This is a genomic window from Actinomadura napierensis (genome assembly GCF_039529375.1).
Classification (GTDB): Bacteria; Actinomycetota; Actinomycetes; order Streptosporangiales; family Streptosporangiaceae; genus Spirillospora; species Spirillospora napierensis.
Genome location: NZ_BAAAMR010000007.1, coordinates 110,309 through 128,738 on the forward strand (window position 1 = coordinate 110,309; position 18,430 = coordinate 128,738).

Genomic DNA, 18,430 nt, shown 5'->3' on the forward strand with positions numbered 1-18,430 from the left:
ACTTCACATGGTGTGTACTTTACCAAGTGCACACCATGTGAAGTTAGGAGCATCGTGAAGTCGAAGCCCACCTCCCGCCGGCTGATCACGACAGGCGCCGCGGTCGCCGCAGCCGTCGCGGTCTGGGCGGCCGCCAAGGGCGTGGGCACCAGCCTGAAGCAGCCCGCCGGCGGCTCCGGGACCCCCGCCGACCTGCCGGTCGGCGCGGTCGTCTTCGTCAGCGCGGCGACCGCGCTGCTCGGCTGGAGCGTGCTGGCCCTGCTGGAACGATTCACCCCACGGCCCGGCCGGATATGGACGGCCGTCGCGACCGCCTGCCTGCTGCTCTCGCTGAGCGGCCTGTTCACCGGACACGGGGTGAGCACAGTCAACCGGCTCGGACTGGTCCTGCTGCACCTGACGGCAGGGGCTGTGGTCATCCCTGCCCTAGCCCTCACGGCCCGTCGCGCCAGCTGAACCACTCGCCGCCCTCTGTACCGCGAACTTGGAGGTTTTCATGCCCATCGGCTATCTCATCCCTGTGGCGCTCGCCGCTCTCGGCACGCTGTTCGCGCTGCGGCCGGTGCCGTTCGAGCGGCCGCTCGGCCGCCTGAGCTACTACTTCGGCCTGGCCGCCAACGAACTGCCGTTCGCGGCCTTCTTCTGGCTGCTGCTGCTTCCAACGGCACTGGCGTTCGCCCAAGGCGACATCGACTCGGCGGGCGGCTGGGCGATCGTCACCCTGGCCGCCGTCACCGTGCCCGGGCTCGCGGCCATCGCCCACCGCGCGCTCGGTGACCGCGCGCGGATCGCCCGCGCCTTGGACCAAGGGCTGGGCGCCGGATGGCGTGCCACCCTCGACGCCGGCCTCGCCGCAGGATTGCGGCGCCGGCCCCCGCTGGCCCGCATTCTGTTCCTACCCATCCTCAAGCGCCGCCCGGACGTCCGGCGCGTGGCCGGTCTCTCCTACGGCGACGCGGGCCGCCGCAACCTGCTCGACCTCTACCATCACCGCTCACGCCCGCAGGGCGCGCCCGTCATGATTCACCTGCACGGCGGCCACTACGACAGCGGCCACAAGAACAGCCAATCACTACCCCTGCTCTACCACCTCGCGAGCCAGGGCTGGGTATGCGTCAGCGCCAACTACCGGCTACGGCCCCAAGCCCAGCACCCCGACCACCTGATCGACCTCAAGAAGATCATCGCCTGGGTCCGCGAGCACGCCCACGACTACGGAGCCGACCCGTCGACCCTGTTCGTCGCAGGCAGTTCGGCGGGCGGCCACATGGCCGCGCTGGCCGCGCTCACCCCCAACGACCCCGCCCTCCAACCGGACTTCGAAGACGCCGACACCGCCGTGACCGGCGCCGTCTACCTGAACGGCTGGTACGGCCCCTACTTCGACGGCGAACCCGGGTCCTCGCCCCTCGATCACATCGGACCGGACGCCCCGCCGTTCTTCGTGGCCCACGGCGACCTCGACCCGCTGGTACCCGTGACCGACGCGCGGAACTTCGTCGACCGGCTACGCCAGACCTCGAACGCCCCCGTCGTCTACGCCGAACTGCGCGGCGGCAACCACGCCTTCGATCTGTACCACTCCTTCCGCTTCGAGGCCCTCATCGACGCCATCGAGGCATTCACCGTTCAGGTGAGATCGCAGGGACAAGACCCCCCGAGCCTTAAGCCTTCGAGGAAGCTGGGTGCGGAAATCAGCGGTAGGCCATGATGGTTTGATCGTTGTGGTGTTCCGTAAGGGGATCCCCCACCGGCCGGGACGGCGCCCCAGGTCGGGGTGTTCCGTAAAGGTGTTCCGCGAACTGTCCCGGCGAAAGGGGCCCTATCCGGAACACTTGAGGGCGTGAACGCTACGGCTCCCGGTGCCGTCCGGGTCGGGTACGCCCGCTGTTCCACCGACGAGCAGGACGTCGTGGTCCAGACCGAGCAACTGCTCGCGCTCGGCGTCTCGGCCGATCGGATCTACATCGACCGGGGCTTCTCCGGAACCACCCGCCGCAACCGCGGGGGCCTGGACCAGGCCCTGGCTGCGGTGTGGCCGGCCAGCGTGTTCGCCGTCACCAAGTTCGACCGGTTCGCCCGCAACATGGCCGAGGCCAACCAGATCCTCACCGACCTGTCCGACCGCGGTGTGCTGTTCGGGCTGGGCGGATCGGTCTACGACTGGAACGACCCGTTCGGCCGGCTGTTCCTGCAGACCCTGGCGATGGTCGCCGAATTCGAGGCGAACCTGGGCCACCTGCGCACCCGCGAGGGCATGGCGCTGGCCCGCAGGAACGGCAAGCTCAAAGGCAAGCAGCCCAAACTCCCCGAGTCCGCGCGCCGCTCCATCCGCCACCGCTACGCCGAAGGCGAAGTGTCGCTGGCCGACCTGGCCACCGAGTACAGCGTCGGCCGTTCCACCATCCACCGCATCGTCCATGGGCCGCCCACCGGGCAGAGTTGAGGCTCGACGCGCGGCTCGACCGTTGCGAGCGGGAGGGCGTCGACCCGGTGGGAACGACACGAGAGCACATCGCCGGTCACGTGCGGGAGCCCTCCCACAAGGCCGAGCCGCCGCGGCGCCAGTGTCGTGTCGATCGACTCGGGGTCAGGCCTGTCGAACGCCACGATCCGGCAACGGCTGGTGCATCGAGGATGGTCTGCGCGAGTCCGATCCGGTCGGGCCGGGCCGTTGCACGCCGGGCTGCCTCTTCGATGGCCACCACCGCGGCCTGGTCCCGCAGCTGACCAAGCTTCCGTGGATCCGCATCGAGGCTCAGCGGAAGGCGATCCTGCAGGCTGGTGCGGCGTTGGGCGTCGGTTCAGGTTGCGGTGTCGGGATGGTCGTCCAGGTGGGGCAGGAAAGAGCGGTTCCTGGGGTTCCTCAACCGCAGGAACCCAGGGCCCGGGGTTCGTGAACCGAGGCGTACTGGCCGGTGTCACGCCGCTTGGCCGGCGGTGGTGGCGTAGTGTGCGGCGATGTCGTCGCTGGTGGTGTTCCACACGCCGGGGTGGTTGACGACGTACTCCAGCGCCTGGTCGAGGTACTTCAGGCGGAACGCCTGCCCTGTGACGAAGGGATGCATGGCCAGGGCCATGACCCGCCCGCTGTGCTCGGAGTCGGCGTACAGCTGGTCGAGCTGATCCTTGACGATCTGCACGAAGTCGGGGCCGGTGATGGAGTGGGCGGTGAACAGTCCCAGGTCGTTGAGCTCGAGGGTGTACGGGACGCTCATCATGCCGGACACGTTGAGCGGGTACGGCTGGTCGTCGCTGGTCCAGTCCAGTACGTAGTCCAGGCCGAGCTCGGCCAGCAGCGCGGGAGTCTGGAACGTTTCGCTCAGGGCCGGTCCCAGCCAACCGCGGGGACGCCGTCCGGTGGCCTTCTCGATGGTCTCCACAACGTCGGTCAGGTACGCCCGTTCCTGCGCCTCCACCTCGGGCTGCACGGTGGAGTTGTTCTTGCCGTGCGCGAGCCAGGCCCAGTCCCGGGCACTGCCGGCCTCGATGATCTGCGGGTACTGCTCGGCGACGTCCGAATTGAGCAGCACGCTGGGGCGTACGCCGTGGCGGTCGAACGCCTCGATCATCCGCCAGATGCCCACCCGGGTGCCGTAGTCGCGCCAACCGTGGTTCAGCGGGTCGGGGACGAGCGTGGCGGTCGCCTGGTTGATGCTGGTGGACGGCTTGCCCAGCACGAAGTGCTCGACGTTGAGCCCTACGTAGAACGCCACTCGGGCCCCTCCAGGCCAGGTGATGGGTGTGCGTTGGGTGATCGGACTGTAGTCGTACAGCTCGTTGCGCATGAAATCCCTTTCCAGAGGGTTGTCCCGCCTCGACACGGGAGGCGATCCGGTCCGTATCGCGATACGGACCGGATCGTGTCTCCAGACAGTAGTTCAGAGCGTTGAGGCGATGTCAAGACGGACCGGATCGTCTCCCTGTGCGGTAGCTTGAGAGGCCACTGGATGTGAGGTGAGATGAGCCCTTCGCGCACGCCGGACCCTGCCCGGCGCAATCCTCAAACGACCGCCGCGATCCTCGAGGCCGCGCTGGCCATGGCACGCGAGAGCGGCCTGGCGAAAGTCAGCATCGAAGGCATCGCGGCGCGCGCGGGCGTCGGCAAGCGGACGATCTACCGCTGGTGGCCCTCCAAGGGCGCAGTCGTCCTGGACGCCTGGGCACAGCGCCTTGAGGACCGGCTTTTCAAACACCTCCAATCAGCGCAGAGCGACGACTTCGAGGCCGACCTGAAGCAGATGGTCAAGGACTCCTGGCTCGGCGCGATCGGTGACTCGCGCCCCGTCCTGGCCTGGCTCATCGGCGAGGCCCAGCATGACCCGAACCTCGCCAACGAACTGAGAGACCGCCTCATCGGTCCCACCAGGGACCGGGTCGCCGTCCGGATCCGCCGCGCGCAAGACGAAGGACAAGTCGCCCCCGACATCGACCCGTACCGCGCCATCGATCTCATCTACGCCCAGTTGTACTACCGCCTCCTGGTCTCACCCGGCCCGCACGACGAGGCGTTCACCGAAAGCGTCGCCGACCTCGCCCTGCGCGGGTTGCGGCCGCGGTGAGAAGGAAGGGTGTGTCAATTTAACGGCTGATCTTGGTTGGTTGAGTGGTCAGTGGATGGTCGGGGTGAGTCGGCCTTCGAAGGCGATCTGGAAGGCGTTCAGGGATGCCTTCCAGCGCATGGTCCGGCGTTTGCGGCCCTTGCCGGTGGGGTCCAGGCTCCTCAGCGCCATGTAGACGCACTTGAGGGCGGCGGCCTCGTTGGGGAAGTGCCCGCGGGCGCGGACGGCCTTGCGGATCCGGGCGTTCACCGACTCGATCGCGTTGGTGGAACAGATCACCTTGCGGATCTCCACGTCGAAGGCCAGGAACGGCACGAACTCGGCCCAGGCGTCCGACCACAGCTTCACGATCGCGGGGTATTTATGGCCCCAGACGTCCTGGAACTCCAGGAACCGCTCGGTGGCCGCGTCCTCACTCGGGGCGGTATAGACCGGCTTGAGCGCTTTGGCGATCTTGTCCCAGTCCTGGCGAGCGGCGTAACGGAACGAGTTGCGCAGCAGGTGCACCACGCAGGTTTGGACGATGGTGCGGGACCAGATGGTCTCCACTGCCTCGGGCAGGCCCTTCAGCCCGTCGCAGACCAGCATCAGGACATCGCCCAGGCCGCGGTTCTTCAACTCGGTGAACACGTGCAGCCAGTATGCTCCGCCGCCACATGGGCCGGCTTCCGGAGCTCGCAGGCTGAGGCGCTGCTGGCGTGTGACTTCCTGGAGACCGTCACGCTCACGGGTGCGCGGATGTAACGTGCTGGCGGTCATCGAGCATCACACACCGCATCCGGGTTCTGGGCGTCGCTGCTCACCCGACCGCAGCGTGGGTGACCCAGGCGGAGCCGAACCTGGTCATGGATCTGGAGGATGTGGGCTGCCGGGCACGGCTTTTAATCCAGACCTTCTGCAACCAGCATCGGCCTCATCAGGGCATCGCCAACGCCCGCCCCTTGAAGCCACTGCCTTCACCGATCACCGAACCGGACCAGATCGCCCACCTGAGCCTCCGAAGAAGGCAACGGATGGGAGGGATTCTCACCGAGTACGAACATGCCGCTTGACCTGTCCGGACGAGGTTTTCGGCAGGGACAGGGCCCGTGTTGCCCGGGTGCGGCGCGCGAGCCTGGCGTGGCAGACTGAGTGACCTTCGTATCCGTGCGAACACGCAGGTGCGAGAGCGACCGGAGTGGAGGCATGGCGGCCCGCGACGAGGATCTGGCGCTGCCCGCTGAGGTGCTTCAGGATGCCGCGGGCAAGTTCGGCATGCTCGCGGCGACGATGCGCCTGCACATCGTGTGGGTTCTGGCACATGGCGAGCAGGACGTCGGCTCGCTGGCCGAGGCCGTCGACGGCACGGTGCCCGCGGTCAGCCAGCATTTGGCCAAGCTGCGGCTGGCCGGTCTGGTGCGCGCCCGCAAGGAGGGGCGGCACCAGTTCTACGTGGTCGACGACCCGCATCTGACGGCGATCGTCGAGCAGATGATCGCTTCCCTGCGGGAGGACCCGGCGTCCGGCTCCGGATACGCCCGTGGTCTGGGCGCCTGAACCGGCGTCTCGTCGCCCGCTGAACGCTGCCCGGCCGGCGCCGGCCGCCTCCGACGAGGAGGTTACGGCCTCGGTGTTCGGGCGGCTGGTCTCCTGTGCCGAGCAGCCGTCCCTGACGGTGCTGCGCACGCTGGAGTCATCGCCGCGCGGGCTCGACGAACGCGAGGCCCAGGACCGGCTGCTGCGGTACGGCGAGGGCGGTACGGCGAGGCCCGGTGTCCGGTCGAGGCGTGTCCTGCGCGTGGCCGCGGCTCCGTTCGTACTGGTGCTGCTGTTGTTGAGCATCGTCACGGCACTGGCGGGTGACCTGCGCGGCGCCGCGCTCGTCTGCGCGCTGGCGGTGGTCAGCGGGGCGCTGCGGCTGCACCAGGAGCGCCGGTCCGACCGGGCCGCCGCGGCGCTGCGTACCACCGCGACGATGACCGCCACCGTCGTCCGCCGCGCCGGGCCGTCCGCGGAACCGGTCGCGCGCGAGGTCCCTGTCGAGCAGGTCGTCCCGGGGGACATCGTGCAACTGCACCCCGGGGACGTGGTGCCGGCCGACCTTCGGTTGCTGAGTTCGTCCGATCTGCGGATCGACCAGGCGGTGCTCAGCGGGGAGTCCTTCCCCGCCGGCAAGCACGCGACCTGGACCGCTCCGCCGGAGCCGCCCGAGCCCGGCTCGGACCTGTTCGGCCATCCGCGCGTGTGTTTCATGGGCACGACCGTGGTGAGCGGTTCGGGCCGGGCCGTCGCGGTCGCGACCGGGAGCGACACCTGCTTCGGCGCGACGAGTCGGGATCTGGCGTCCGGGCGTCTGGAGACCGCGTTCGAGCGCGGCGTGCGCGCGGTGTCGTGGGCGCTCGTCGGGGTGACCCTGGCGGCGCTCCCCGTCGTCGTCACGGTGACCGGGGTGTTGCGGGGCGACTGGGCGCAGGCGTTGCTGTTGGCGATCGCGGTCGCGGTGGCGGCCACCCCGGAGATGCTCCCGCTGGTGGTGACCGCACTGCTGGCCCGCGGGGTCCGGGGCCTTGCCCGCCGAGACGTCATCGTCAAGCGGCTGGCCGCCGTCCACAACCTCGGTGCGATGGACACGCTGTGCCTGGACAAGACCGGCACCCTTACCGAGGAACGCGTCTCACTGGTGTGCCACCTCGACCCGGCGGGGCGTCCGGACCCGGAGGTGCTGCGCTGGGCCCGCGCCAACGCGCTGTGGTCGGTGGAACTGGCCGGTCATCTCATCGGCGACCCGATCGATGAGGCGCTGCTTCAGGACGACGCGGACGACTCGGCATCTGCGGAATGGGCGGGCGTCGACGCGATTCCCTTCGACTTCACCCGTCGCCGCGCGACCGTGTTGCTGCGGCGGGACCGGCCCGCGCCGGGAGGTGCGCCGAGCGGTGTTCTGGTGACGAAAGGGTCGGTCGAAGAGGTGCTGGCTTCGTGCGACCGGGTCCGGACCGGTGATGGCGAACGCTTGCTGGAGGCCGCCGAACGGCGCCGGTTGCTGGAGCTGGGAGATCAGTGGGCAGGGGACGGCGTCCGGCTTCTCGCGGTCGCAACGGCCGAGCGCGATCTGGCCGGGCGGCCCCTCGGCCCGGCCGACGAGGAACGGTTGACCTTTCTCGGTTTCGTGGGCTTCCGGGACCTGCTGGAACCGGCGGTGGTGCCGGCGGTACGCGCCTTGCAGCGGGGCGGTCTGCGGCTGGTGATGATCACCGGTGACCATCCACTGGTGGCACGGAGGATCTGCCGCGATGCGGGCATCCCCGCCTCCCGCGTCGTCCTGGGCCATGAGCTCGCCGGGCTCGACGATGGCGCGGTGGCCGGGCTGGCCGCGTCCGGGGCGGCGTTCGCGCGGATCGGTCCGCCGCAGAAGGCGCGGATCGTCCGGGCGCTGAAGGGAGCGGGACGCACGGTCGGGTACCTCGGCGACGGCGTCAACGACGCGCCGGCGTTGCGCGCCGCCGACGTCGGTATCTCGATCAGTGATGCCCCCGACCTCGTCCGCGCCTCGTCCGACGTCATTCTGGTCCGCAAGGATCTGCGCGTGCTGGAACAGGCCGTGCTCGCCGGCCGGCGCACGTTCGCCAACACCGCCAAGTACATCAAGATCGCGCTGACATCGAACTTCGGCAACGTCGTGTCGATGCTGGCGGCCGGCGTGATGCTGCCGTTCCTGCCCATGCTGCCGCTGCAGATCCTGGTGCAGAACATCTGCTTCGACCTGTCCCAACTGGCCCTGGTCTACGATCGCGTGGACGACTCGGAGATCCGGGCCCCTCGCACGTTCGACCGTTCCGACCTGGCGCGCTTCGTGGCCTGCCTCGGCGCGCTGTTCGACCTGACGGCGTTCGGGCTGTTCTGGTGGGTGCTGCACGCGCACGGCGGCGCGGCCGGCCAGGCCCTGTTCCACTCGGGTTGGTTCGCTGAGAATCTGGTGGCCCAGGGACTGACGATGGCGCTGCTGCGCGGTCGCGGCCGTGGCGCGCCGCGTCCTGCCGCCGCCGTCCTGGCGGCCGCCGGCGCCTTGGGCCTGGCCGGTCTGCTGTTGCCGTTCTCCCCGGTGGCGGGGCTGCTCGGGCTGGCGCCGCTCCCCGTGGCCGCGTTCCCGTTGCTGGCCGCCGTCATGGTCGCCTACGCCCTCGCGACCGTCGTCGTCCGGCGCGTCTACCAGAATGTCACCGGTCGTTGGCTCTGATCACTTGCGCAACTGTTTTAGTGTTGGGCCGCAGGGTCCAGACGCCCTGCCGAGGGAAGGCGGACGGGCGGCGTTGGAGCCTTGGGGGAGGTCCCCCCGCGCTCGTCCGCCGGCCTGGGGAGCGGCAGACGGCGCGCCGATCCGGCGGACGCGCCCCGCTCCGGGCGTTTCCCGCCGCGCGGGACACAGGGCGCACCATCAACTGCGGCGGCATGCCCGCGTCGGCTGAGAGGCGACCGCGATGCTTTCCGAAGACGGCGAGGTGGCCCGGCTCCACCACCTGGCCACGTCGGGCGAGGGTTCGGCCACACCGGAGATCGCTCACGCGGCGCTCGGATTGGGACGCGCCCTGGAGCGGGCGGGACGTTACTGGCCGGCACTGCTGCTGATCGAGGACGCCGTCACACTTTTCCAGGAACTCGACAGCGCCGGTTCAGGGCTCTTCCAGTACGGGCTCGCGGCCGCACTCGCCGCGCGCAGCCGTTGCCTTCGGGCCGCCGGACGGCCGCAGGAGGCCCTTGCCTCAAGCGCGGAGGCCCTGGCGATCCAGGAACGCCTCGCCGTCGGCGACCCCGCCGACAACCCTGAACTCCTCCGGGACACGCGACGTCTCATCAATGAATCGCTTGCGCAACCGAGGGACGAGGGGAAGGCGCAGTCGTGATCGCGAGGAAGCGCGGCAACGAGACGGGCGGCGCGTTCGGGGAGCGGACGGCCGTGGTGCTCGGTGCCCGTCTTGCCGAGGTGGAGGCTCTGTTCGCCGCCGCGTTGACCGCGCCGACCGAGCCCGAGGAACGTGCCACGTTCGCCGAGCTGGGCCGTGCCGCGGCCCGGCTCGCGGCGTCCGCCGCGAGCGCTGCGGGCTGCCGGGCCGAGGTGATCCGCCCCTCCCGTCCCGCGGCGCGCAAGATGCGGCTCCAGCGCCGCATGCTGCACGCGCAGCGCACCACTGATCAGATCATCGCTCGCTGCCGACCCGGGGGATAGCGGCGGTGCCCCGCCTTCACCGTTGATCAATTGCGCGAACAATTGACGATAGTCTGGCCGTTCTGCCCTAGTGTCCGGCGGCGCGCGTCGGCGGGGGAGCGGCGTCCCGGGCCGGCTGAATGACGAGGTGACGGAGGTACTGCGTGCCGGTGAGCCCGACCGGGAAGGCGACGCGAGGGAGATCGGACGAGTTCCGGGACGGCGTGGACGTCGGCCTTGGCCCTGACGCGGCTGCCCGGCGTCTGGAGACGATGCCGTGAACATCGCGTTGGGTCTGGCCGCGGTCGTGGTCCTGACGGTGGCGACCGGATACTTCGTCGCCCAGGAGTTCGCGTTCGTCACCGCCGACCGACTCGCCCTCCAGCAGCAGGCGGAGCGCGGCGACAAACGCGCCGCCCGCGCACTGCGGGTGCTGGAACGCCTGTCGTTCACCTTGTCGGGAGCACAGCTTGGCATCACGGTCACCGCCCTGGTCGTGGGATTCATCGCCAAGCCCGCGCTGGCCGCCCTCTTCGCCCCCGCCCTGTCGGCGGCGGGGATACCCGGCGGCATGGGCGACGCCATCGCGCTGATCGCCGGTCTCGTCGTGGCCACGGTGATGCAGATGGTGTTGGGCGAGCTGCTTCCCAAGAACCTGGCGCTGGCCAAGCCCGAGCCGCTGGCGCGGGCGCTCGCGTCCTCCACGCTGGCGTACCTGATGGCGGCCGGACCGCTCATCAAGCTGTTCGACGCCGCGGCGAACCGGGTCCTGCGCATGGTCGGGATCGAGCCCGTGGAGGAACTGCACCACGGCGCCACGCTGGAGGAGCTCGGCCATATCATCGGCGAATCGCAGGCACACCTGGACGACGAGCACGTCGACCTGCTGGAACGCGCCCTGCATTTCTCCGACCGGACCGCCGACGAGGTCATGATTCCGCGTGTGGACGCGGTGACCGTCCCGGCCACGGCCAAGGCCGCCGACCTCGCCGAGACCATCGCCGCCACCGGCTTCACCCGGTACCCGGTCACCGGCGACAGCGTGGACGACCTCGTCGGGGTCGTGAGCCTCCGCGATCTGCTCAGGCGCCGAGGCGACGACACGACGGCCATCACCGTCGCGCAGCTCGCGCGTCCGATGCCGATGATCCCCGGTTCGCTCCCCCTGCCGGACGTGGTCGCCCAGCTCAGGGCGTCACGCGACCGCTTCGCCTGTGTCGTTGACGAGTACGGCGGCTTCGCCGGCATGCTGACGATCGAGGACGTGGCCGAGGAGGTCGTCGGCGACATCGCCGACGAGAACGACCGCACCCGGTCCATCGCCCAGCGGAGCGATGACGGATGGTGGGTCACCGACGCGGCGCTGCGCATCGACGAGATCGAGGACCTGACCGGAATCAGCCTGCCCGAAGGCGACTACGACACCGCCGCCGGGCTGCTCCTGGAACGCCTCGCGCGTCTCCCGGTCCCCGGCGACGCGCTCGTCATCGAGGCCGATCGGCAAGGGGGAGGGGGCGGCCGCATCGAAGTAGAGGTGCTCACCATCGGCCACCACGTCCCCGAGCAGATCCGGCTGCGGTCCCTCCTCGGACCGGCGACGACCGCGGCACCGGCGGAGGAGGACACCCAGTGAACCTGCCCACCGGCATCACGCTGACCATCCTGCTTCTGGCAGGCAACGGATTCTTCGTCGCGGCCGAGTTCGCCCTCGTCGCGGCCAAGCGGCCTCGCCTGGAGAAGGCCGCGGCCTCAGGGAGCCGCGGCGCCGCGTCCGCCGTGGCGGGGATCCGGGAACTGACACTCATGCTGGCCGGGGCGCAGCTCGGCATCACCATCTGCTCGCTGGGTCTCGGCGTCGTCTCCGAACCGGTGTTCGCCGAGACCCTGACCCCGCTGTTCCACAGCGTCGGGCTCCCGGAGGGCGGCGCGCACGCCGTGGCGTTCGTCCTGGCGTTGGCCCTGGTCACCTTCCTCCACATGGTGATCGGGGAGATGGCGCCCAAGTCGTGGGCCCTCGTCGCCCCGGAGCGGTCGGCGGCGCTGCTCGCGCCGTCCTTTCGAGGATTCACCAAGCTCGTCCGGCCGGTGCTGACCACGCTGAACGGCTTCACCAACGCGCTCCTGCGGCTCGTCAGGGTGCAGCCGCGCGACGAGATGAGCATCTCCCGCACTCCCGAGCAACTGCAGCATCTGGTCGAAGAGTCGCGCCGTCTGGGCCTCATCGAGGAATCCGACCGGCGGTTGCTCGGACGGGCGCTGCGCGCTCCCCAGGACTCGTTGACCGGGCTGCTGGTTCCGCTCGCCGACATCGCCACGGTGCCGCATGACGCCGTCCCGGAAACCGTTATGGAGACCGCCGATCGGACCGGGCACACACGTCTGCTGGTACGTGCCGATGACGGGCGACTGACGGGCCTCATCCATGCGCGCGACGCCTACCTCGCGCATGCCCGTGGCGAACGCGTCCGCGCGGCCGATCTGGCGCACACCGTTCCCACGCTGGACGCCGCGGCGTCCATGGCGGCGGCCATGACGACCCTCCGCAACCACCACAGCCAGCTCGGCCTGGTGAATGACCGCGGCGGGAAACTCATCGGCCTTGTCGCGCTGGACGACCTTCTGCATCGGTTGCTTGCGGTCGCGTGACCGTCGGCTGATGGCCGTCTTCGAGTGAAGCGCGGCGTGAAAGCGCGGCGGCCTGACCCCGGCTGCGCAATCCGAGCTTGGTGAGGATACGGCTGACGTGCGACTTGACGGTGTGCTCGGAGACGACGAGGCGCGCGGCGATGTCGCCGTTGCTCAGCCCGTCTCCGATGAGCGCCAGCACGTCACGCTCGCGCGGCGTGAGCTCCCGCAGCCGGGCGAGGTCGGCCGGATCGGAGCGGCGGGCGCGGTGGTGCGCGACGTAGCCGCTGATGACGCGCCGTGCGACGCTCGGGCTCAGCGCGCCGTCACCGGTGGCGGCGGCCCGCACGGCGGTGAGGAGTTCCTCATAGGAGCTGCTCTTGAGCAGGAATCCGCCGGCACCCAGGAGCAGGGCCTCCTCGATGTAGTCGTCCATGTCGAACGTGGTGAGCATGACGACGCGGACGCCGTCCGGGCCGAGGACGCCGGTGCGGGCGAGTTCACCGAGCACCCACAGGCCATCGTGGCCGGGCATGCGGACGTCCAAGAGGAGGACGTCCGGGCGCATGGTGCCGCACAGCCGCAAGGCGTGGTCGCCGTCCGCAGCGGCGCCGGTGACCATGATGTCGTCCTGCGTCTCCAGGATGGCGCGCAGGCCGTCACGGACGACACGCTCGTCGTCGGCGATCACGACGCTGATCAGGCGGTCACCGGACGGCATCGCGGTCTTCCATTGGGCAGGGAATGGCTGCGTCGATCCGGAATCCGCCCTCAAGGGTCGGCCCGGCCTGCAGATCACCGCCGAGGGCGTTCACCCGTTCGGTGAGCCCGGCGAGCCCCAAGCCTGAACCGGGCGCGGGAGCGAGCGGCCGAGACGGCGGCCCTGACGTGATCTCCAGGTCCAGGCAGGCCATCGTGGCATCGAGCCGAATGGTCACCTCGGCACCGGGCGCATGCCGACGAACGTTGGACAGGCTTTCCTGGACGATGCGGTAACCGGCGAGCTGGACGGGACGCGAAAGCGCGTCCAGCGGCCCCGCGGTGGTGAGCGAGACCGGATTGCCGCAGTCACGGGCGGCATGGACGAGCGCGTCCAACCCACCCAGCGTGGGGACCGGGCTGCGGGGCGAGGCGACGGTGCCCTCCCGCAGGACACCGAGAAGGTCGCGCATCTCGCCGGTGGACTGCCGTCCGGCGGCGGCGAGCGCGTCGATGCTCTCACGCGCCCAGGGCGGCAGGTCACCGGAACGGGCACGGATGGTCTCGGCATGCATGACCAGCAGTGTCAGCGAGTGCGCCACGACGTCGTGCATGTCGCGGGCGATGCGGACCCGTTCGGCCGCCGCTGCCCGCTCGGCCAGCAGGTGCTGTTCGCGACGAGCATCCTCGGTGCGCCGCTCGGCGGCGGTCAGGAGCGCTCGGTCGCTGCGTGTGGCCACACCCAGCGCCCAAGCAACCGGCAGAACCGCGACGAAGGCCAGCACATCCGACCCGCCACGCCAGCCCTGCGGCGCCGTGACGTGGTTGATCGCCAAGCCGGCCGCCACCAGGCCGCCGCCGACGACCAGCGCCGCCACCGACCGCCGCCGCGGGCTGTACATCCCCACGGCGTACAGTGCGAAGGCCGACGGCAGGACGGACAGGCTGCTCAACTTCACTTCGGTTGCCGCTGTGACGACCTCCGCAGCGGCGAGCACGGCGAGAACCACACAGAACGCCGCCAGCGGCCAGCGACGCCGCACCGTCAACGCCACGATCGCGACCAGCGTGTACGCGCCGAGGGTTCCCCAGGCGGCGATCGAGTGGTCGGTGGTGGCCTGGTCGACCAGCGCGGGCGTGACCGCGACCACGCCCACGGCTATCTGCCCGGCACCCTGTTTCCATGCGTTCGCCCTCGTCATCAGCATGATGCTAAAAGGCCACCGACCGAGCGGACATCGCTCGAAGGAGTGAATCCGCGAGCGCCTGGAGAGGCAGGGTCCTGGCGCTTTCGAGTGAACGGCCAGGACACCGGTGCGCTCGAACCGGCGATGCGCGCGTCCCCATGCGACGGCTGCGATGGGAGCATGCCCGAGACCACCACCGGCCCCGTCACACCTGGACCCATTCGCCATCCTCAACCGACCCGTCTCGCGCGGGTACTGCGCACCACCAAGTGGATCGTGCTGGCCGCCTGGATCGGCCTGGCGATCGTGGCGACCGTGTTCGCCTCCCGCCTCGGCGACGTCCAGCGCAACGATTCCGCGGCGTACTTGCCGGACGGCTTCGACTCCAGCCAGGTCGCCCACCTTGCCGAACCCGACCCGAACCGCCCCGGCACTGAGACCGCCCTGGTCATCTACCACCGAGGCGACGGCGCCGGCCTCACCGCCGCCGACCGCGCCGCAATCGCGCATGATCAGCACAAAGCCACCACCCTGCGGCTGCCAGGCATGCGGGTGCCGGGACCGGTCCTGCTGTCCAGCGACCAGAAGGCCGCCCTCTACTCGGTACGGATCACGCCAGCCCGGGCCGACGACGACACGGTCAGCACGGCCGTCCAACGGCTGCGCGTCATCATCACCGAACACACCGACACGCTGCGGACCAACGTCACCGGCGAGGCCGCCCTGGACGTCGACAACGACGGCGGCGATGTCGACGGACCACTGCTGATCACCAGCATGGCCATCGTCGCGGTCCTCCTGCTGCTCACCTACCGCAGCCCGGTGCTGTGGCTCGCCCCGCTCCTGGCCGCCGGAGCGGCGGTCATGGTCGCCCGCGGCGCCGCCTACGGACTGGCCCGCGCCGGGCTCGCGGTCACCGACCTGTCCTCGGCGATCCTGATCGTGCTCGTCTTCGGCGCCGCCACCGACTACGCGCTGCTGCTCCTCAACCGCTACCGCGAAGAACTCGCCCGCCACGACGACCGGCACGAGGCTCTCGCCCGAGCACTCCGCCGCACGACCCCCGCGATCACCGCCAGCGCCGCGACCGTCACCGCCGGCCTGCTCTGCCTGCTCGCCGCCGACCTGGCCGGACTACGCGGCCTCGGACCGGTCGCCGCGACCGGCGTCATCGTCGCCCTGGTCGCAATGCTCACTCTGCTACCGGCCATGCTCGCCTGCTCCGGCCGATGGCTGCTCTGGCCAAGGATCCCCACCCCCACCAGCACCCACGGCGCAACCGACCACCGCCTCTGGGGCTCAATCGCCACCTGGGTCACCCGCCGCTCCCACCTGGCGGCCGTCGTCGCCACCGCAGCCCTCGCGATCGCCGCGCTGGGCCTGGGCGCCCTGCACATCAGCGCCGACCCCCTGGACAAGGTCCCCCCGCACAGCGACTCCGTCGCCGGACGCCACGCCCTCGCTCGGCATTTCCCTGAAGGACTCTCCGCTCCGCTGACCGTGGTCCTTCCCGCCCGAGCCGACAAGGCGACCATGTCGGCCGTCCAACGGGCAGCGTCCGCGACTCCCAACGTGGCCCAAGCAGGCCCCGGGCAGGCCCTCGGCAACCGGCCCACACTGACCGTCGACCTGTCCGTCCCGCCGTACGGCTCGACCGCCGCGCACACCATCGACGACCTGCGTCACCGTCTGCACGCCATCGACCCTGATGTCCTGGTCGGCGGCGATCCCGCCGTGCATCTCGACTACCGCCGCGCCGCCTTGAGCGACACCGAGCGCATCGTCCCGCTGGTGCTGGCCGCGATCACCCTCATCCTCGGGCTGCTGCTGCGCTCCCTCGTCGCCCCGCTGATGCTGCTGGCCACCGTGGTGCTGTCCTTCGCCGCCTCACTCGGCCTGTCCGCTCTCGTCTTCACCCGCATGCTGGACTACGGCGGCGTCGCGGCCGACCTGTTCATCTACATCTTCGTCTTCCTGGTCGCCCTCGGCGTCGACTACAACATCTTCCTCATGGAGCGCATTCGAGAAGAACACCGCCGCCTGCGCACCACCGACGCCGTCCGCCGTGGGCTCACCGCCACCGGCGGCGTCATCACCGCCGCCGGGCTCGTCCTGGCCGGCACCTTCGCCGCTCTCGCCCAGATCCCCGACGTCACCGTGGCCGAAGTCGGCATCGCCGTTGCCATCGGCGTCCTGGTCGACACCCTCCTCGTCCGCTCCGTCCAGGTCCCAGCCTTCGTCATCCTCCTCGGCCACCGCACCTGGTGGCCTGCCCGCCACAAGCCCACCGACAAGTAGCAGCGCACCGCACGGCCGCGGACCTGCACCCGAGGCTCCGACGCTCTGGGCACGGGGCCGTGGCCGCGCGGGTAGTGGGCGTCAGCGTGTCGATCGGCGGTGATGCATCCCCGCGACGGCGGCGACGCCGAGGGCGGCCAGGCCGACCTGGATGGCGATCTCGATCCAGTCGACGCCCTTGGTGTCGGCCACGCCGAGCCCTCCCGCGATGGCCGTGCCGATGAGGCCCGCGATGATGCCGACGACGACGGTCAGCCAGATCGGGATGCGCTGACGGCCGGGGAGCACCAGCCGGCCCAGTGCACCGATCACCAGGCCGATGATGAGCGCCGAGATGATGCCCGTGATGTGCATGCCCTTGCCTTCCACTCGGAACGTTGAGTGGGTGTTCCGTAGACAAGCGGCATCACGCTAGCGGGGGAGTGACACTCACCTGTCTCGCGTGCAGGCCCGCATGGCCTCGTCGCTGCGAGGGCGTTGCGGTCGCTTGCTTACTTGCGCGAATGATTGACGCTAGGGTGAAGCAAGGGGCAGACGCCCACCCCGCCCGGCAGGGTCCCAGTGAACCGCTCGGTTGGGGAACTGGAGATGAGGAGGCGGTGATGGGCGAACTCGCGCCATGGCATTGGCTGATCGTGGGTCTGGTCTTCATGCTGCTCTTCGGGGCCAAGAAGCTGCCGGACGCCGCTCGGTCGCTAGGTCAGTCAGTGCGGATCCTCAGAGCTGAGACCCGTGGTCCTGATGAGCATCCTCAGGCCGTGCCCGACACTGTCGAAGACAAGCTGCGCCGTGCCGCACAACTTCGGGCAGAAGCCCAGAACCTCGAGGACGGAGGCGAACCCGCCACGAGCGCGGTCCCGCTCGAGGGTGGCCGTCGATAGGTCATATAGCCCCGAGGGAAGCTTCATGCACTGACCGGCGCGCTCCGGATGACCACGACTGCGGCCCGGCGCGTCCACGGTGTTGAGTACTGGGCGAGAGCGACATGGACGAGCTGCGGCGCCGGCAATCGACCGCTATCGGTCCCATCAGCCTTGTTCGCGCAGGCACGGCCGAACCAGACGCCGGCGGCCCTGTACCTGCCGAAAACTACGTCCGTGCAGGTGAGGCGTGCAGGGAGTGGGCTCTGGCGCGCGTTCGCGGTGCTGCGGTTGCGTCCGATGACCGATTGGGAGAAGGACACCGAGATTTTGGTGTTGCGGCATCAGATCACGGTGCTGGAGCGCCAACTGGACGGCACGGCGGTGCGGTTCACCGGTCGGGATCGAGCACTGCTCGCAGCGCTGCTGTGCCGATTGCCTCGCGGTGTACTGCGGTGGATGCAGCTGCTCGTGCGGCCGGACACGGTGCTGCGCTGGCACCGTGACCTGATCGCGGGCCGGCACGCCGCCCGATCCAAATGCCAGCGGCCGGGCGCTCACCGACTGTTCGCTCCATCCGCCTGCTGGTTCTTCGCTTGGTGTGGGAGAACCCGGGCCGGGATTATCGGCGAGTGCACGGCGAACTGCTGGTGCTCGGCGTCAAGGTCGCGGCCTCCTCCTCGAAGGGCGGTCCCCCAGAACGCATCGAACCTCAATGGCTACTTGAAGAAGAAAAGAGGCGGGAATCTGCTGGGGAGATTATGCGGTATGGACGTGGGTGGGGTCCCAGCTCGCGGCACAAAAGATTGATCGCCCACCTTGGTCTCTTTGCTCTGGGCTGGAATGCGGACTCAACGCCTCCGCCGCAGCGGTCCTGCTGAGCGTCCACCCGCAGACCGTCCGGCTCCGGATGCGCGAACTCGGTTAATGGTTCGGTGGCGGAATCCACGATCCGTTCCTGCACGTCGAGCTGCTGATGGCGCTGCGCCTGTGGCAGGCGACAACCCCCGGCGGGGA

General features: G+C 69.8%; 17 protein-coding genes and 1 pseudogene. 13 read left to right on the forward strand and 5 right to left on the reverse strand.

Annotation, left to right across the window (positions count from 1 at the left end; genetic code table 11):
• The first annotated feature begins 54 nt into the window (after nt 1-54).
• The 3 genes from ABD296_RS06590 to ABD296_RS06600 all read left to right on the forward strand — a co-directional run bounded on the left by ABD296_RS06590 (nt 55) and on the right by ABD296_RS06600 (nt 2,446).
• The gene (locus ABD296_RS06590) at nt 55-456 is read left to right on the forward strand and encodes a DUF6069 family protein (protein WP_344262561.1); all 402 of its coding nucleotides are present in this window, start codon (nt 55-57) and stop codon (nt 454-456) included.
• A gap of 40 nt (nt 457-496) precedes the next feature.
• Nucleotides 497-1,711: an alpha/beta hydrolase gene (locus ABD296_RS06595; RefSeq protein ID WP_344262563.1), complete on the forward strand. Its 1,215-nt coding sequence runs from the start codon at nt 497-499 to the stop codon at nt 1,709-1,711.
• A gap of 132 nt (nt 1,712-1,843) precedes the next feature.
• Complete coding sequence (locus ABD296_RS06600; protein WP_344262566.1) at nt 1,844-2,446, forward strand: recombinase family protein; 603 nt, start codon at nt 1,844-1,846, stop codon at nt 2,444-2,446.
• Nucleotides 2,447-2,921: 475 nt separating this feature from the next.
• Here the strand turns inward: ABD296_RS06600 and ABD296_RS06605 are convergent, their stop codons facing one another.
• Nucleotides 2,922-3,716 carry a polysaccharide deacetylase family protein gene (locus tag ABD296_RS06605; RefSeq protein WP_344262568.1) on the reverse strand — a complete coding sequence of 265 codons (795 nt, stop codon included), beginning with the start codon at nt 3,714-3,716 and terminating at the stop codon, nt 2,922-2,924.
• Nucleotides 3,717-3,962: 246 nt separating this feature from the next.
• Between ABD296_RS06605 and ABD296_RS06610 the strand changes: the two genes are divergently transcribed.
• Nucleotides 3,963-4,562: a TetR/AcrR family transcriptional regulator gene (locus ABD296_RS06610; RefSeq protein ID WP_344262570.1), complete on the forward strand. Its 600-nt coding sequence runs from the start codon at nt 3,963-3,965 to the stop codon at nt 4,560-4,562.
• A 48-nt stretch (nt 4,563-4,610) separates the two neighbouring features.
• On the opposite strand, the pseudogene ABD296_RS06615 reads toward ABD296_RS06610, so the two are convergent.
• Nucleotides 4,611-5,228 (reverse strand): annotated as a pseudogene (locus ABD296_RS06615) (IS256 family transposase); the annotation flags it as partial.
• 152 nt (nt 5,229-5,380) lie between these two features.
• On the opposite strand from ABD296_RS06615, the gene ABD296_RS06620 reads away from it, so the two are divergent.
• The 7 genes from ABD296_RS06620 to ABD296_RS06650 all read left to right on the forward strand — a co-directional run bounded on the left by ABD296_RS06620 (nt 5,381) and on the right by ABD296_RS06650 (nt 12,390).
• Nucleotides 5,381-5,614, forward strand: coding sequence for a hypothetical protein (locus tag ABD296_RS06620; RefSeq protein WP_344262572.1), 234 nt, complete (start codon nt 5,381-5,383; stop codon nt 5,612-5,614).
• Between the two features lie 133 nt (nt 5,615-5,747).
• Nucleotides 5,748-6,098 (forward strand): ArsR/SmtB family transcription factor, encoded by a 351-nt coding sequence (locus tag ABD296_RS06625; RefSeq protein WP_344262574.1) that lies wholly within the window; start codon nt 5,748-5,750, stop codon nt 6,096-6,098.
• Between the two features lie 73 nt (nt 6,099-6,171).
• Complete coding sequence (gene mgtA / locus ABD296_RS06630; protein WP_344262576.1) at nt 6,172-8,778, forward strand: magnesium-translocating P-type ATPase; 2,607 nt, start codon at nt 6,172-6,174, stop codon at nt 8,776-8,778.
• Nucleotides 8,779-9,019: 241 nt separating this feature from the next.
• Complete coding sequence (locus ABD296_RS06635) at nt 9,020-9,442, forward strand: hypothetical protein (RefSeq protein ID WP_344262579.1); 423 nt, start codon at nt 9,020-9,022, stop codon at nt 9,440-9,442.
• The gene (locus tag ABD296_RS06640) at nt 9,439-9,765 is read left to right on the forward strand and encodes a hypothetical protein (RefSeq protein WP_344262581.1); all 327 of its coding nucleotides are present in this window, start codon (nt 9,439-9,441) and stop codon (nt 9,763-9,765) included. The genes ABD296_RS06635 and ABD296_RS06640 overlap by 4 nt, the downstream gene beginning before the upstream one ends.
• A 256-nt stretch (nt 9,766-10,021) precedes the next feature.
• A complete protein-coding gene (locus ABD296_RS06645; RefSeq protein WP_344262583.1) occupies nt 10,022-11,377 on the forward strand; it encodes a hemolysin family protein in 1,356 nt (451 codons plus the stop codon).
• Complete coding sequence (locus tag ABD296_RS06650) at nt 11,374-12,390, forward strand: hemolysin family protein (RefSeq protein WP_344262585.1); 1,017 nt, start codon at nt 11,374-11,376, stop codon at nt 12,388-12,390. Before ABD296_RS06645 ends, ABD296_RS06650 begins: the two co-directional genes overlap by 4 nt.
• Here ABD296_RS06650 and ABD296_RS06655 read toward each other — a convergent pair.
• Nucleotides 12,335-13,090 carry a response regulator transcription factor gene (locus tag ABD296_RS06655; protein WP_344262587.1) on the reverse strand — a complete coding sequence of 252 codons (756 nt, stop codon included), beginning with the start codon at nt 13,088-13,090 and terminating at the stop codon, nt 12,335-12,337. The two genes, ABD296_RS06650 and ABD296_RS06655, sit on opposite strands and share 56 nt — an antisense overlap.
• Nucleotides 13,077-14,270, reverse strand: a complete 1,194-nt coding sequence (locus ABD296_RS06660) for a sensor histidine kinase (protein WP_344262589.1) — start codon at nt 14,268-14,270, stop codon at nt 13,077-13,079. The genes ABD296_RS06655 and ABD296_RS06660 overlap by 14 nt, the downstream gene beginning before the upstream one ends.
• Before the next feature lie 165 nt (nt 14,271-14,435).
• Between ABD296_RS06660 and ABD296_RS06665 the strand changes: the two genes are divergently transcribed.
• Complete coding sequence (locus ABD296_RS06665; protein ID WP_344262591.1) at nt 14,436-16,553, forward strand: MMPL family transporter; 2,118 nt, start codon at nt 14,436-14,438, stop codon at nt 16,551-16,553.
• An 81-nt stretch (nt 16,554-16,634) separates the two neighbouring features.
• Here ABD296_RS06665 and ABD296_RS06670 read toward each other — a convergent pair whose 3' ends face one another.
• Complete coding sequence (locus tag ABD296_RS06670; RefSeq protein ID WP_344262645.1) at nt 16,635-16,907, reverse strand: GlsB/YeaQ/YmgE family stress response membrane protein; 273 nt, start codon at nt 16,905-16,907, stop codon at nt 16,635-16,637.
• Between the two features lie 248 nt (nt 16,908-17,155).
• On the opposite strand from ABD296_RS06670, the gene tatA reads away from it, so the two are divergent.
• Entirely contained in the window at nt 17,156-17,434 is a 279-nt protein-coding gene (gene tatA, locus ABD296_RS06675) for a Sec-independent protein translocase subunit TatA (protein ID WP_344262593.1), read from the forward strand.
• Nucleotides 17,435-18,430 lie beyond the last annotated feature (996 nt).